15 protein-coding genes and 1 pseudogene are annotated in these 13768 nt (G+C 67.4%); 10 read left to right on the top strand and 6 right to left on the bottom strand.

The window, feature by feature from the left end:
- Positions 1-123 precede the first annotated feature (123 nt).
- On the bottom strand, positions 124-789 hold the full coding sequence (locus ABD259_RS20325) for a glycosyltransferase family protein (RefSeq protein WP_344108549.1): 666 nt from the start codon (positions 787-789) through the stop codon (positions 124-126).
- Between the two features lie 42 nt (positions 790-831).
- On the bottom strand, positions 832-1527 hold the full coding sequence (locus tag ABD259_RS20330; protein ID WP_344108547.1) for a cytochrome P450: 696 nt from the start codon (positions 1525-1527) through the stop codon (positions 832-834).
- A gap of 153 nt (positions 1528-1680) precedes the next feature.
- Here ABD259_RS20330 and ABD259_RS20335 point away from each other — a divergent pair, with 153 nt between their 5' ends.
- From ABD259_RS20335 to ABD259_RS20360, 6 genes and pseudogenes are all read left to right on the top strand, one after another.
- Complete coding sequence (locus ABD259_RS20335) at positions 1681-1842, top strand: hypothetical protein (protein WP_344164578.1); 162 nt, start codon at positions 1681-1683, stop codon at positions 1840-1842.
- Between the two features lie 194 nt (positions 1843-2036).
- A pseudogene (rfbA, locus tag ABD259_RS20340) lies at positions 2037-2949 on the top strand (glucose-1-phosphate thymidylyltransferase RfbA).
- Between the two features lie 28 nt (positions 2950-2977).
- Positions 2978-3970: a dTDP-glucose 4,6-dehydratase gene (gene rfbB / locus ABD259_RS20345; RefSeq protein WP_344108545.1), complete on the top strand. Its 993-nt coding sequence runs from the start codon at positions 2978-2980 to the stop codon at positions 3968-3970.
- 77 nt (positions 3971-4047) lie between these two features.
- Positions 4048-4614, top strand: coding sequence for a dTDP-4-dehydrorhamnose 3,5-epimerase family protein (locus tag ABD259_RS20350; RefSeq protein WP_344108543.1), 567 nt, complete (start codon positions 4048-4050; stop codon positions 4612-4614).
- 46 nt (positions 4615-4660) lie between these two features.
- Positions 4661-5878 (top strand): NAD-dependent epimerase/dehydratase family protein, encoded by a 1218-nt coding sequence (locus ABD259_RS20355; RefSeq protein ID WP_344108541.1) that lies wholly within the window; start codon positions 4661-4663, stop codon positions 5876-5878.
- Entirely contained in the window at positions 5817-7112 is a 1296-nt protein-coding gene (locus ABD259_RS20360; RefSeq protein ID WP_344108556.1) for an NDP-hexose 2,3-dehydratase family protein, read from the top strand. Before ABD259_RS20355 ends, ABD259_RS20360 begins: the two co-directional genes overlap by 62 nt.
- 81 nt (positions 7113-7193) lie before the next feature.
- Here ABD259_RS20360 and ABD259_RS20365 read toward each other — a convergent pair whose 3' ends face one another.
- Positions 7194-8426 (bottom strand): class I SAM-dependent methyltransferase, encoded by a 1233-nt coding sequence (locus tag ABD259_RS20365; protein WP_344108539.1) that lies wholly within the window; start codon positions 8424-8426, stop codon positions 7194-7196.
- 245 nt (positions 8427-8671) lie between these two features.
- Here ABD259_RS20365 and ABD259_RS20370 point away from each other — a divergent pair, with 245 nt between their 5' ends.
- The 4 genes from ABD259_RS20370 to ABD259_RS20385 all read left to right on the top strand — a co-directional run bounded on the left by ABD259_RS20370 (position 8672) and on the right by ABD259_RS20385 (position 10540).
- A complete protein-coding gene (locus ABD259_RS20370; RefSeq protein WP_344108537.1) occupies positions 8672-9100 on the top strand; it encodes a cupin domain-containing protein in 429 nt (142 codons plus the stop codon).
- Between the two features lie 53 nt (positions 9101-9153).
- On the top strand, positions 9154-9627 hold the full coding sequence (locus tag ABD259_RS20375) for an SRPBCC family protein (RefSeq protein ID WP_344108535.1): 474 nt from the start codon (positions 9154-9156) through the stop codon (positions 9625-9627).
- Positions 9628-9693: 66 nt separating this feature from the next.
- Positions 9694-10017, top strand: a complete 324-nt coding sequence (locus ABD259_RS20380; protein WP_344108533.1) for a TcmI family type II polyketide cyclase — start codon at positions 9694-9696, stop codon at positions 10015-10017.
- A 67-nt stretch (positions 10018-10084) separates the two neighbouring features.
- Positions 10085-10540 carry an anthrone oxygenase family protein gene (locus tag ABD259_RS20385; RefSeq protein WP_344164581.1) on the top strand — a complete coding sequence of 152 codons (456 nt, stop codon included), beginning with the start codon at positions 10085-10087 and terminating at the stop codon, positions 10538-10540.
- 159 nt (positions 10541-10699) lie between these two features.
- Here the strand turns inward: ABD259_RS20385 and ABD259_RS20390 are convergent, their stop codons facing one another.
- From ABD259_RS20390 to ABD259_RS20400, 3 genes are read right to left on the bottom strand one after another with little or no spacing between them, the layout of a single operon-like run.
- Positions 10700-11704 carry an NAD-dependent epimerase/dehydratase family protein gene (locus tag ABD259_RS20390; protein ID WP_344164746.1) on the bottom strand — a complete coding sequence of 335 codons (1005 nt, stop codon included), beginning with the start codon at positions 11702-11704 and terminating at the stop codon, positions 10700-10702.
- A 4-nt stretch (positions 11705-11708) separates the two neighbouring features.
- Positions 11709-12530 (bottom strand): class I SAM-dependent methyltransferase, encoded by an 822-nt coding sequence (locus ABD259_RS20395; RefSeq protein WP_344164584.1) that lies wholly within the window; start codon positions 12528-12530, stop codon positions 11709-11711.
- Positions 12530-13762, bottom strand: a complete 1233-nt coding sequence (locus ABD259_RS20400; protein WP_344164587.1) for a nucleotide disphospho-sugar-binding domain-containing protein — start codon at positions 13760-13762, stop codon at positions 12530-12532. The genes ABD259_RS20395 and ABD259_RS20400 overlap by 1 nt, the downstream gene beginning before the upstream one ends.
- Positions 13763-13768 lie beyond the last annotated feature (6 nt).

A 13768-nucleotide genomic window follows, 5' to 3' on the forward strand; every position in this document is an offset into this window, starting at 1 on the left:
GGGTTTGATCGTTGGCGTCTCGACAGCGCACATGATCGTCCCAAGGCCGCTCTGTTGTCTGGGGAACGAGGAAACCCGTGGCCGGAACGGTGTTCGAGCCACGGGCTGAGGTTAAACAACAAGCTAGTCCACGGGAAGCCGCATGCTCGGCGGCATCGTCGCGCCGATCGTCCAGTTCCCGGTGGTCACGTGCTCTACGAACGGGGTGTCGAACCGGTCCAGGGTCCAGGTGAGCCATTCGGTGAGGGGATCATCGCGGTGCGCGATCGGCTGCCGGTCGCGCAGCGCCAGGAACCGCTGGCGTCCGTTCGCGTGGACATCGAGCGACCACAGCACGCGCGCGTGCGGTACTCCGGCGACGTGCGCCGCCATGCCCCCGGAGTAGAACAGCTGCTCCCAGAGGACCAGGTCGGGCTGCCAGGAACGGGTGAACTCCACCAGGTCGTCGATGGTGGGGTCGTTGTTGATCAGGGCGAGCACCAACGAGGTCGCCACCGTCTCGAACCCGAGCACGTCCTCCCAGTTGAGCGGGCCCTCGAACTCCTGCGGCAGCCGGGGCGACTGCACGTCGGCCTTGCCGGTACGACTCATGATGTGGTCGCGGAGGTCGGCGATGGCGTGGTCCTGGCCGACCGACACCGGAGTCATTCCGGAGTGGATGATGGCCTCAGCGAGCGAGGGCTGGCTCGCCACCCGCACCTCGTGGCCCGCGGCGGTCAACGCCCAGGCCAGCGGGACCAGATTGAAGTAGTGCGATTTCATGGCGAATGACGTCAGAAGAACACGCATCGGATCGTTGCACTTCCTTACTGGTGAAGGCGGGCTGGCGGCTCAGGATGCGGACGCGGGGACTTCGAGCGGGCCGCGGTTCACGGGTCGGCGTCGGGGATAGACGATTGGGGCCGTGCGCCGGAGGTGGGGCATGAGCTCGGTCAGCGTCCGCAGGGCGCCCTCCGCCTGGAGCGTGGCCAGGGCGACGATGGGATCGTGGTGCGGCCCGCCGGGGAAGGCGATCGGGGCCGCGGCGTGCGCGCGAGTGATGTCGAAGCGGTCCGGTTCAGGGTGGCGGGCGGGATCACGGCCGATGGCGGCGGTCAGCACGGCCACGTGGGCGCCCTTGGGGAGCGTCTGCCCGGCCAGCTCGACCTCCTGCCGGGCGACCCGCGCTTCCACGTGCACGGGCGGGTCGTAGCGGAGGGACTCGCGGACCGCCGCGGCGGCGAGGCCGGGGGATTCCCGCAGCCGTTCCCACTGGTCGGGGTGATCGAGCAGAGCGAGGACGGCGTTGCCGATGAGGTGCGCGGTGGTGGTGACGCCCAGGGCCGAGATCAGCAGGCGCACTCTGGCCAGATCGTCGGAGTCGGCCGGGGCGCCGGTGCTCGGCGCGGGCCGACCGGTGAGCAGTTCGTCGAGGTCCGCGAGCGCGGCGTCGAGCATGCGCACCGTCTCCACCCGTTGGGCGGTCAGAAGGCTGTCGGGCAGGGCCGACAGCCGGGCGCAGCGTATGAATAGGCGGGCATCGACCACACCTGACTTTCTCCACCGTCCACAGCGCGAAAACCACAGCCGCGCACTGGCTGCTGCGAAAAGCGTACGAAGCCCTTCCTGCCAGCTCAACCCCTAAATCGCCTGGCGGCACCCCTGACCGGAGCGGATACGCGCGGTATTCAACTTCCGAGCGTGATCGGCGCCACAAAAATCGTACAGAATGTCCAAAATGATCACAATCGCACCATAAACGCGATCAGAACTTTGTTCGGTTTCGTCACGCCGCGCGGTGGCGTGATCGCATTGGCGTACGTTGATGTCAAGATACTCGCCCGTGACCACACCAACCCCTGAATAGGGTCCGCCCCCACCCCTAGATCCCGGTCAGACCCTGGCCTCGGCCCGATACCGCGACTACATTCGGCATCGTTGCGCCTTGTGCCCGGCCCGGTGCGGCTCCGGCCCGAAATCCCCGAGACCGCCCGCACAGGCGCGCAGCACCATCCCCATGTCCAGCTCGTTGTCTGCCGATGTCTGGTGGTCGAATTGTGAAGGGCAACATCCTCGCGGGAGGCTCGGGAACGCGGCTCCACCCCGTCACCCTGGGCGTCTCAAAGCAGCTGATCCCGGTCCACGACAAACCGATGATCTACTATCCGCTGTCCGTCCTGATGCTGGCCGACGTGCGGGACATCCTCGTCATCAGCACGCCCAACGATCTTCCGCAGTTCCGACGGCTCCTCGGCGACGGCGGTCATCTGGGGCTGAACATCGATTACGCCGAGCAGGCCCACCCCAATGGCATCCCCGAGGCCATTCACCATCGGCGACGACCACATCGGCGACGACACCGTGGCGCTGGCGCTCGGAGACAACATCTTCCACGGAAATTCCTTCTCTGATCTTCTCGAAGAAGAAGCACGGCTGACCGAGGGGTGAGTCCTCTTCGGCTTCCAGGTCAAGGACCCCACCCGCTACGGCGTGGGCGAGGCCGACAGCGGGGGCCGGCTCCTATCCATCGAGGAGAAGCCCGCCAACCCCCGCTCCAACCGGGCGATTACTGGGCTGTACTTCTACGACAACGACGTCGTTGACATCTCCAAGAACCTGCGGCCCTCCGCCCGCGGCAAGCTGGAGATCACCGACGTCAACCGCGTGTACATGGAGCGCGGCACCGCGCGGCTGGTGGACCTCGGGCGCGGGTTCGCCTGGCCGGACACCGGCACACACGAGTCCCTCATGGAGGCCGGCCAGTACGTGCGGGTCCTGGAGGAACGCCAGGGCGTCCAGATCGCCTGCGTCGAAGAGGTCGCCCTGCGCAAGGGCTACATCGATGCCGAGTCCTGCTACGACCTCGGAGCCGCCATCGGCAAGTCCGACTACGGCCAGTACGTCATGAACATCGCCGAGGAGTTCCGGCAGCGGCCGGTGGACCGGCGGACCGAGCTGACCCAGGCCTAACGGAACCCAGGCAGGAGCAAACCACACCATGCGCATCCTCGTGACCGGCGGGGCCGGGTTCATCGGCTCCAACTACGTTCGCCACCTGCTCGACGGCGACTACCCCGAGCAGGCCGGGGCCGACGTCACCGTGCTCGACAAGCTCACCTACGCCGGCAACCGGGAGAACCTGGCGCCCGTCGCTGACCGCCCGCGACTCACCTTCGTCCAGGGCGACATCGCCGACCGCGCGCTCGTCACCGACCTGATGGCCGGGACCGACCTGGTGCTGCACTTCGCGGCGGAATCCCACGTCGACCGATCGATCGAGGGGTCCGGCGAGTTCGTCACCACCAACGTGCTGGGGACGCACACGCTGCTGCAGGCCGCCCTCGACAGCGGCGTCGGCACCTTCGTGCACGTGTCCACCGACGAGGTGTACGGCTCGATCAGCGAGGGCTCCTGGCCGGAGACCTGCCCGTTGGAGCCGAACTCCCCCTACTCGGCGTCCAAGGCCTCCTCGGACCTGCTGGCCCGGTCCTTCCACCGCACCCACGGCATCGACGTCCGTATGACCCGGTGCTCCAACAACTACGGGCCCTACCAGCACCCCGAGAAGGTCATCCCTCGGTTCGTCAGCAACCTCATCGACGGCGAGCCCGTGCCGCTGTACGGCGAGGGGACCAACGTCCGCGACTGGCTGCACGTCGACGACCACTGCCGCGGCATCGCACTGGTCGCCGACAAGGGCCGCCCTGGCGAGGTGTACAACATCGGCGGCGGCACCGAGCTCAGCAACAAGGAGCTGACCGCGCGCCTGCTCGACGCCATGGGCACCGACTGGTCGATGGTGCGCCGCGTCCCCGACCGCAGGGGGCACGACCTGCGCTACTCCGTCGACATCTCCAAGATCTCCAGCGAGCTCGGCTACGCCCCCCAGGTCCCCTTCGACGAGGGGCTCGCCGCCACCGTCGCCTGGTACCGCGACCACCCTGAGTGGTGGCGCCCCCTGACCGCCCCGGCCGTCGCCGCCGGAGGCTGACCCGATCGCGCCCGCACCGCGCCCAACGTCAGGCACCGCGATCCGACCGTTCACGGCATAGGAAGAAGCCAACCAGCATGAAGTACAGCGAGCTCGCCGTTGAGGGAGCCTACGAGTTCACCCCCACCGCGTTCCCCGACGAGCGCGGCCTCTTCGTCTCGCCGTTCCAGGAGCCCACGTTCCTGGAGGCCGTCGGGCAGCCGTTCAACGTCGCCCAGACCAACCACAGCAAGTCCAAGCGCGGTGTCATCCGGGGGATCCACTACACGGCTGCGCCCGGCCAGACGAAGTACGTCTACTGCCCACGCGGCCGCGCGCTCGACATCGTCGTGGACATTCGCGTGGGCTCGCCGACGTTCGGCGCCTACGACATCGTCCAGGTCGACCCGGAGTCCTTCCGCGCCGTCTACTTCCCCATCGGGCTGGGGCACGCCTTCGTGGCGCTGGAGGACGACACGGTCATGTCCTACATGGTCTCCAGCAGCTACGACCCCAAGCGCGAACTCGCCGTGTACCCACTCGACACGGCCATCGGCATCCCGTGGCCCACCGACATCGACCCCATCATCTCGGAGCGCGACAGGGCCGCCCCCACCCTCGAACAAGCCAAGGAACAGGGGCTTCTGCCCACCTACGGCGCCTGAGCACGCACCCGCCCTGTCCGTCGTCGTTCGGGATCGGACCACACATATGAAGCAGGAATCCTCCTCCGCCAACGGCCACCACAGCGTCGTCATCGGGGCGACGGGCAACCTCGGCCGCCACATCTGCGCCGCGTTCACGGCCGCCGGCCACGATGTCGTCGGCGTGGCCCGGTCCGCCGTGGACGACATCGCCGCCTCCCGTATCGTTCCCCTCGACGTCGTCGCGAGCGACCCCGCCGAGATCCGCCGGGCGCTCGCCGCACATGACCCCGACGTGGTCGTCAACGTGAGCGGCGGCTGGGGCGCGACCGAACAGGAGATGCGCGACGCCCACATCACGCTCGTCGACAACCTGGTCACAGCGGTGGCCGGTCTCGAAGGACGCCCCCGTCTCGTGCACGTGGGCACGGTCCACGAGTATGGCCCCGTGCCCTCCGGCGTCTCCATCGATGAGAAGCGGCTGCCGGAACCCACCACGCTCTACGCGCGGACTAAGTTGGCCGGGTCACGCATCGTGCTCGATGCGACCGCGGCTGTGCAGATCGACGGGACCGTGCTGCGCGTCGTCAACGTGTGCGGGCCGGGCGCCCAGTCGGCCAGCTTCCTCGGTTCTCTGACCTCCCGGTTGTGCGGCACTGTCCCCGGCACACCCATCGAACTGACCATTGCCGACGCCCAGCGCGACTACGTGGACGTGCGCGACGTCGCCGACGCCGTCGTCCGTGCCGCCAGCGCCGACGCCATCGGCGAGGCGGTCAGCATGCGCACGTTGCTGACCACCCTGGTCGAAGCGGCCGGGTTGGACCCCCGGGGACATCGTCGAGATCCCGGCCGAGGTCACCAGCAAGGGCGGGGACTGGACCCGGGTCGACATCACCCGCGCCCGTGCTCTGCTGGGCTGGGCGCCCTCCACCTCATTGCGCACGTCCCTGGCGGACATGTGCGCGCGGATCCGTACCACGACAGGCACGTGACCGCTCCGGTCGCGTGCACCGCGCCCGGCCATCCGGTCGGCACGTTACCGGTGAGGACATATGACGATTCAGGGCCCGTCCGTGATCGGCACGGAGGCCGCCCCTGCCCATCCGGGCGCGCGCATGACGCGCTCGCTGCTGGACCCGCACGACTCCATCACCCCGCTGCCGCAGTTCCTGCGGTGGCTGGAGGAATACGGGCGGCAGGACGAAACCGAGGTCCGCCAGATGCGCCTGGACGAGCTCGACCAGTGGAACATCGACCCCGGCACCGGCAACGTCGGGCATGACAGCGGTCGGTTCTTCACGATCGAGGGGCTGCGGGCGCACCGACCCGGCGGTCCCGTGGAGCGGTGGACCCAGCCGATCATCCGGCAGCCGGAGATCGGGATCCTCGGCATCCTGGTCAAGGAGTTCGACGGGGTCCCGCACTGCCTGATGCAGGCCAAGGTGGAGCCGGGCAATTTCAACGGCGTCCAGCTCTCCCCGACAGTGCAGGCCACCCGCAGCAACTACACGCGGGTGCACAAGGGGCGTGCGGTGCCCTACCTGGAGTACTTCCGCGATGCCGGTCGCCACCGCGTGCTCGCCGACGTGCTGCAGTCGGAGCAGGGGACGTGGTTCTACCAGAAGCGCAACCGCAACATGGTCGTGGAGGTCACCGAGGACGTCGAGGTCCTCGACGAGTTCTGCTGGGTGTCGGCGGGCCAGCTGCACCTACTGCTGACCCACCCCGACCTGGTCAACATGGACAGCCGCACGGTCATGGGGTGCATGCCGATGCGGGCCGCCGACCCCGCCACGGGGGCACCGGATCCGCGGGCGGACGACGGCGGCCTGCGCGCGTCGGTCGCCCGGTCGACGGCGGAGGCCTCCGACGCGCGGTTCGCGCGGACGCTGCAGTGGATCACCGACGTCCGCACACACACCGACATGTGGGCCGACCTCATCCCGTTGAACCAGGTCACAGGGTGGGAACTGGCCGATGGCCTCGTCCGCCACACCGACGGGCTGTTCTTCGAGATCATCGGCGTCGGCATCACAACCGGCGGGCGGGAGGTCCGCCGGTGGACGCAGCCGCTGCTGTATCCGAAGGGCACCGGGCTGGCCGCGTTCTTCGTGCGGCGGGTCGAGGGCGTGCTGGAGGTGCTGGTGCACGCCCATGTCGAGCCCGGACTCATGGATGTTCTGGAGCTCGGTCCGACGGTGCAGTGCACCGTCGACAACCACGCCCATCTTCCGGAGGAGCGGCGCCCCCGTTTTCTGGACGCCGCGTTGAACGCCGATCCGGCCGCGATCCGCTTCGACACGCTGCTGTCGGAGGAGGGCGGCCGGTTCCACCACGCCCGCACCCGCTACCTGGTCGTGGAGACAACGGAGGACCGCACCGTGGACGCCGGGCCAGAGCACCGGTGGATGACCCTGCGTGAGATGTCGCTGCTGATGCGTCACAGCAACTACGTGAACGTGGAGGCGCGCACCCTCGTGGCGTGCCTGCACAGCCTGCTCAAAGGCAACGGGTAACACCGTCGCCCCCTCCGCTATCGGAACCGGGCGGAGGGGGCGACGGACACCAAGAAGAAGCGAGGCAGTGGGGATTCTCCGTCAGGCCACCTCGATCTTGGGGAGCGGGAACACCAGATTCCCGCCGTTGGCCAAGAAATCGCGCTCCCGCTCGATGAACCCGTTGCGATAGATCCACGGAAGCACCAGGAGCTGGTCAGGGCGACGGGACTTGGCCTCCTCCTCAGAAACGATGGGGATGCCCGTACCCGGGGTGAAACGACCGGACTTCTCCGGACTGACTTCACCGATGCACGGGAGGTCGTCCTCGGTGAGGCCGCAGTACTGCAGAATCACGTTTCCCTTGGTCGACGCACCATAGCCGAGGGTCAGCTTCCCGGCCTTACGCGAATCGTCGAGGAAGCGCAGCAGGCGGTCACGATATTCGGGGACGCGCTTAGCGAAGGCTTCGTAGGGAGCCAAGCTGTCCAGCCCGAGTCGGCTCTCGCGAGCACGCAGCCGGACGATGTTCTCCATGTCCACCCGGTGGCGCTCCGGACGCTTGGCCAGGATCACGCAGAGGCTGCCGCCGTACACGTCGTTGACCTCGGCACTGATGACGTCCAGTCCGACCCGTTCCGCCATCCATTCGATCTGCTGCAGCGCGTAGAACTCCAGGTGCTCGTGGCACACGATGTCATAACCGGTGGTCTCCAGCATCGACGGCATATAGCTCTGCTCAATCATCCACACCCCGTCGTCGTCGAGGATGTCGTGGACGTCCTGCATGAACTCCAACGGGCGCGGAAGGTCGTAGAACATCGCGATCGAGGTGACGATCTTCGCCTTCCGATCTCCGTACACGTCGGCGTAGGCCTTGCGGGAGAAGAAGTCAGTGATCAGATCTGAATTCTCCGGGTAGAGCTCGCGGAATTTTCCTCCGCTCGGGTCGATACCGACCAATGTGAGACCGATATCCGGATAGGCGTGCAGCAGCGTACCGTCATTGCTTCCGATATCCACCACGATATCGCCGCGCTCGAGGTCGACCCGGTCCGTAACCGCCGCGACCTTGCCCGCCAGGTGCTTGATCATGAATTCCCGGATACCGGAGCGATACCCGTACTGCTCCCCGTACATGCTTCCGAAGTCGGCGGTGTGCCGGAGCTGGACGAGGCCGCAGCCGCTCGGAGAACACTTGACGAGTTCGAGGGGGGACATGGGGACGCTCGCTTCCCTGCTGGTGGGAAAAACGCTGGTGACCGCCTGCGATCCGAGGTCCAGGACGGTGATCAGTTCACGATTGTCGCAGACACGGCAGCTGTCGATGATCATTCTTCCTCCAGGTCGTGTTCCACCACCGAGCAGACTCAGGGGCGCAAAACGAACATCACAGGAGCACCTAGAAACCTGATCGAATATCACTGGACGTCGGCGACCTGCGCCCACCCCGCACGCGCTCAGGAATCGAGCAGCGATTCAGTCGGTCTTGAGGACCGCTTGTCACGTTAGGCGCAGAGAAGTCCTGCGGCCCCGAAATTATCGGTGCCGGATTTCACGGACGGTGAGGTGGACTGTCAATGAGTGATTCTGCGCCGCTGAAGGTGGCCTACGGAGACGTCGAACCAACTCGGCGCCAGGGAGGGGAGATCCGCGTGCTTCTGACCCCCGCATCCGTGGGGGCGACCGCCGGATTCATGGGCGTGCTGACGATAGGCCCCGGAGAGTACGTCTCCGAGCATTACCACCCCTATTCCGACGAATTCCTCTTCGTCAGCGAGGGGGCGGTCGACGTCCGGCTCGACGGGGAGCATGTGCGCCTGGAAGCCGACGACGCCCTGATGGTGCGCCGCGGCACCCGGCACCGCCTGTCGTGTGGTGGTACTCAGGCGGCGAAGCTCGTCTTCCACCTCGGCCCGCTCGCACCGCGTCCGAACCTCGGCCACGTGGACACCGAACCACTTCCCCATCCTGAGGCACCGGTGCCGAAGGTCGGCGGTCAGGGCTGAACGTTCACATCACATCGCATCGCGCCACGGAACCGCGGAAGTGAGGTCAGATCATGGCAGCCACAACGAACAACGCCGTCGTCATCGACGCTCCCATGGATCTCGTCTGGGAGATGACGAACGATGTCGAGTCATGGCCCCATCTCTTCAGTGAATACGCCGAGGCCGAGGTCCTGGAGCGTCGCGGCCAGACTCTGCGCATCCGACTCACCCTCCATCCCGACCCTGACGGGACGGTGTGGAGCTGGGTCTCCGAACGGACCCCCGACAAGCGGACGCGAACAGTGCGCGCGCACCGTGTCGAGACCGGACCGTTCGAGTACATGAACATCGTCTGGACCTACCGCGAGGTCGCCGGTGGAGTCGAGATGCGGTGGATGCAGGACTTCGCCGTGAAGTCGACGTCGCGTGTGGACGAGGCCGCCATGACCGCACGACTGAACCGCGTCGGCCGCGAGCAGATGGACATCATCCGCTCGCACATCGAGCGCCGCGCCCGCGCGGCGGCCAACGCGGAGGAACGCTAGGTCGGCCAGGACGGATATGCGAGAAGCAGGAGACGGGCATTCGCCCGGATGAAAGGTGGAGATTGAATGACGAGCAGAATGCTGATGGTCAGCAGGATGGATCCCGGAAGTATGGAGACCGTGGCGCGGCTGTTCGCCGAACACGACAGGTCGAACCTTCCCGTCGATCTCGGCGTCACCAGCCGGACCCTGCTCCACTACCAGGGCATGACCATGCATCTCATCCAATCAGAGCAGGAAGTCTTCGATAACCTCTCCCGGCTGCATCAGGATCCCTCGTTCCAGGAGCTGAACCGAAAGCTCGCCCCCCACATGAAGCCGATCGTCAGCGACTGGCGGGGCATCCAGGACTCGCGCGCCGTCGAGTTCTATCACCGCAACTGGACGTGAGGGGCGAGTCGCGGGTGCGTGTGATGCCGGACGGTTCAGCTGACCGCCCAGATCAGGAAGGCCACCATTGATCGAGGCCCTGATTTCGATATCTTCGCTCGCCAGCGCGATGGCGGCGGGTGCACTCCTCGTCGGCCTGATCGTGATACTCCCGCTCCTGATGAGCCTGTCCTCAGAACGCTATCCGGGGACGAACGCCTTCGTCCTGCATCGCATGGACAAGCTCATGCCCACGTGCACGGGAATCGCGATTCTCAGCGGCGCCGCCCTCGCCCTCCTTCTGGACACCCCCCCCGTACAGGCCATGTACGGACTCGGCGCCGTCTCACTCGGCGGGGTGTTCGCCGTATCTCTCGGTGCGCTCGGCCCCCTGAACACCGCCATAGCCGCGATCGACACCCGTGCCCCGCGTCCCGACTGGGAGAGGATGCGGATGCGCTGGCGGACATGGCATTTCATCCGCGTGGGCTGCGGACAGGTCGGCGCGATCCTCTACGCCGTGGCACTGGGGATCTTCCTCTGACCGGATCCCGGTGAGCGCATGCCGCGGGACACAGCCCTCGCCTCACCCGTGCGGACGTGACCGGTGGGGGCTCGTCACCCACCGCATCGCCCAACCATGGCCATCGCGAACCACGACCGCCGCGGCGGCAGGTTCTTCGCCCTGCCGCCGCGATCGCGCCTAAGGGAGTCGGCTCTCCGCCCCAGCCGCGCAGAAGGCGACCGTGCGGCGGAGAGCCGCGTCCAGCGGTACTTGGGGCCGCCAGCCCGCAGCCGCTCTGAACGCCGCGGAGTCGATGGTGAGGCTCCGGAAGTCACCGCCATCCGCGTAGTCCGGCGGTTGGACATGGACGACGTCGACAGGGGGCTCGCCCGAGTACTCAGCGACCATCTCGGCGATCCGCGTGAACACGTCTTTCAACGCCGTGCTCCGGCCGGTACCGAGCAGCCAGTGGCGGCCGGAGAGCGCCCCTATGTGGTCGATACCGGTGGCGAACGCGCGGGCAGCGTCCTCGACGTAGAGCAGATCCCGGCGCACCGAGCCGTCGTGCCACAGCGGGAGCGCCTCGCCAGATAGCGCACGACGCACCATTGTGGACACCACGCCCTTGTCGCGGGCGGTGGAGTGGGGACCGTAGCCGAATACCGCGGGCAGGCGAAGGGAAGCGCCACGCACTACGCCGTCCGCGTCGGCCGCCAGCAGCAGCCGTTCCGCGGCCAGCTTCTGCCGGTCGTACTCCCCCTCCGGCCGGTCGGGCTCCGCGCCGTCGAGCACCTCCTTGCCCGCCCGACCGACCTGCGTCACCGCACCGGCGAACAGGACGCCAGGCGGCGGCCCCGCACCCGGCCGGGCGGCGACGGCGCGGATGAGGTCGCGCATGAGTCCGACGTTGACCCGTTCGGCGGCCGTGTCTCCATCACCGATCCGCCAGGTCGACGATCCGGCGATGTACGCGACCGTGTGGATGATGACGTCGGCGTCGGCGACGGCCGCCGCCATCGCGCCCGGCTCGGTCAGGTCGGCGGTCCGCACCTCGATCTCGGCCCGGGCGTCGGCCGGGACCGCGCTGGGCCGTCGCGCGACGGCCCGGATCCGGACGGGCCGCCGCGCGCACTCCCGCAGCACGGCGGACCCCAGAAACCCGGTCGCCCCGAGAAGGACCACGAGCGGATGCTTCACACCCATGGCGTCATCGCCGCCCCGTCGACGACCCATGGGTCCTCAGCGCGTCCGACCCCATCACGCGTCCTCCCCGTCCGCGCCGGACCCCGACGAAGAGGCCGGGGCCGGGGTACGCGCCCTCGATGTACTCGACCGAGCAGCCGGCCCGCGTGAAGGCCGCCTCGTAATCTTCCTGGCGGAACAGCGCCATCACGTGCTCGTAGGAGAAGTGCCGGACGCCCTTGCCGGGTTCGCCGATGACGCAGTGGACGTCCATCCGGGTCGTTCTGCCCTCGCGGACCGAGTGGGAGACGCGGGCGACCGTCGTGTCACCGACCGTGGTGAGACTGCTGCCGATGTGGTCCGGGGTGAAGTTCTCCTCGAACCACCAGGGCTCGACGACGATGACCCCGCCCGCCACGAGGTGGCGGGTGAACGAGGCCAGGGTCGCGTCCAGCTCGTCCCGGTCGGCCACGTTCCCCACGACGTTGAAAAGGGAGACGACGGCGTCGAACCGGCGCTCGAGCCGGAAGTCCCGCATGTCCGCCATGTGGACGGGGATCTCCGGTAGGTTCTTCCGGCATTCCGCCAGCATTCCCTCCGTGTAGTCGATCCCCTCCACGTGCGAGAACTCATTGGCCAGGTACCCGAGGTGCCCCCCAGTGCCGCAGCCGACGTCGAGGACGCTGTCCGCCCCGGGATTTCTCTTTCGTATGTGGTGAGCGACCGTCGAGGCTTCGAACCCGTAGTCCTTCCCCCCGCCCTTGTAGATGAGGTCGTAGATGTCCCCGTAGTCGTAGATCGCGCCGCCCGCGCCCACGTCACCGTTCCCTTCTGCTGTTCCGTCCACTATCCGAGAGCGGCATCCTCGAGATCGCCGACCAGCGCGGCGGGGGCGGGCCGGGTCAGCACCTCCACAGCGAGCCTTCCCGCGGCCGCACGATAGGAGGACGTGGTGATCACCGCCTCGACCGCTGCGCGCACCTCCTCGGTCGAATCGGTGAAGATGTCGACCTCCGCCCCGGCCCCGGCCCCAGCGATCCGCTCGGCGTTGTGGAAGGGCGGATCCCCCATCGATGTCGGCGGGCTGATGATCTGCGGGACGCCGTTGGCAACCGCGGTGCCCACCGTCCCCGAGCCGCCGTGGTTGATGATCAGGTCGCAGCTGGGAAGGAACAGCTCCAGCGGAAGGTTCTCCACGATCCGCACGTCGAGACCGACATCGCCGAGGGTTTCCGCCCCGCCCTGCGGAACCGGGGCGATGATCTCCACGTCACGGTTGGCCAGGAGGTCGATGAACCGACGGACCGGATCCAGGCTTCCCATCATCCAGAAGTACGCGCCGCCCACGGTCAGGGCCACCCGCGGTTTCCACGACCTCTGCCACATCCAGTCCTCCACCCGCCCGTTGCCGTTGTACGGCACGAACCGGGTGGGCAGGTAGCGGCGAGCCGACGGGAGCTCGTACTGGAGCGACGGCGGACACGGATCGATCGTGAACCTGCCTTCGGGCTCCACGCCATCGATCCCGTGCTTCCGGTAGATGTCGCCTAGGGTCTCCTTTTCCAGGTCCCGCCATCCGGCGATGCCGGCCGCGTAGTCCGGACCAGCGGACTGGTGACGGACGCTCGGTATACCAAGTACCTCGGCGGCCAGGTGCGCCGCGTAGCACTGCCAGTCGAAGACGATGAGATCGGGTTTCCAGTACCGGGCGAAGTCGATGAGATCCGGTGCCATACGCTCCGTCGCGTCGGCGAAGAGGGAGAACGCGATGCGGTTGTGATGGTTCTGCCCCTCCTGCGCCGGTCGGCGGGACGCGTTCCCGGAGGTCCCGGCTCCTCTGCCGTGTCGTTCCCAGGAGTCCTGCGACTCCTTGGCCTTTCCGCGAAGCTTCGGGTCGATCCGCATGTCGGACCCCACGACGACCGACGCCAGCCCCGACTCCCGCACGTAGCGGGTCAGGGCAGGCTGGTGCGCCACGCGAACCTCATGGCCCGCCCCACGCAGCGCCCATCCGAGGGGCACCAGCGGGAAGTAGTGGGAGGGCTGTAATACGGCACTGAACAATACGCGCATTCTCATCCTCTT

Origin of the sequence: Nocardiopsis rhodophaea (genome assembly GCF_039530945.1) — a bacterium.
GTDB classification, from domain to species: Bacteria; Actinomycetota; Actinomycetes; order Streptosporangiales; family Streptosporangiaceae; genus Nocardiopsis_C; species Nocardiopsis_C rhodophaea.

Bases quoted from the DNA above. Each gene is read 5' to 3' on its own strand.
- ABD259_RS20325 (WP_344108549.1), bottom strand. From the start codon at position 789: ATGCGTGTTCTTCTGACGTCATTCGCCATGAAATCGCACTACTTCAAT.
- rfbB (WP_344108545.1), top strand. From the start codon at position 2,978: ATGCGCATCCTCGTGACCGGCGGGGCCGGGTTCATCGGCTCCAACTAC.
- ABD259_RS20350 (WP_344108543.1), top strand. From the start codon at position 4,048: ATGAAGTACAGCGAGCTCGCCGTTGAGGGAGCCTACGAGTTCACCCCC.
- ABD259_RS20355 (WP_344108541.1), top strand. From the start codon at position 4,661: ATGAAGCAGGAATCCTCCTCCGCCAACGGCCACCACAGCGTCGTCATC.
- ABD259_RS20360 (WP_344108556.1), top strand. From the start codon at position 5,817: ATGCGCCTGGACGAGCTCGACCAGTGGAACATCGACCCCGGCACCGGC.
- ABD259_RS20365 (WP_344108539.1), bottom strand. From the start codon at position 8,426: ATGATCATCGACAGCTGCCGTGTCTGCGACAATCGTGAACTGATCACC.
- ABD259_RS20370 (WP_344108537.1), top strand. From the start codon at position 8,672: ATGAGTGATTCTGCGCCGCTGAAGGTGGCCTACGGAGACGTCGAACCA.
- ABD259_RS20375 (WP_344108535.1), top strand. From the start codon at position 9,154: ATGGCAGCCACAACGAACAACGCCGTCGTCATCGACGCTCCCATGGAT.
- ABD259_RS20380 (WP_344108533.1), top strand. From the start codon at position 9,694: ATGACGAGCAGAATGCTGATGGTCAGCAGGATGGATCCCGGAAGTATG.
- ABD259_RS20390 (WP_344164746.1), bottom strand. From the start codon at position 11,704: ATGGGTGTGAAGCATCCGCTCGTGGTCCTTCTCGGGGCGACCGGGTTT.
- ABD259_RS20400 (WP_344164587.1), bottom strand. From the start codon at position 13,762: ATGAGAATGCGCGTATTGTTCAGTGCCGTATTACAGCCCTCCCACTAC.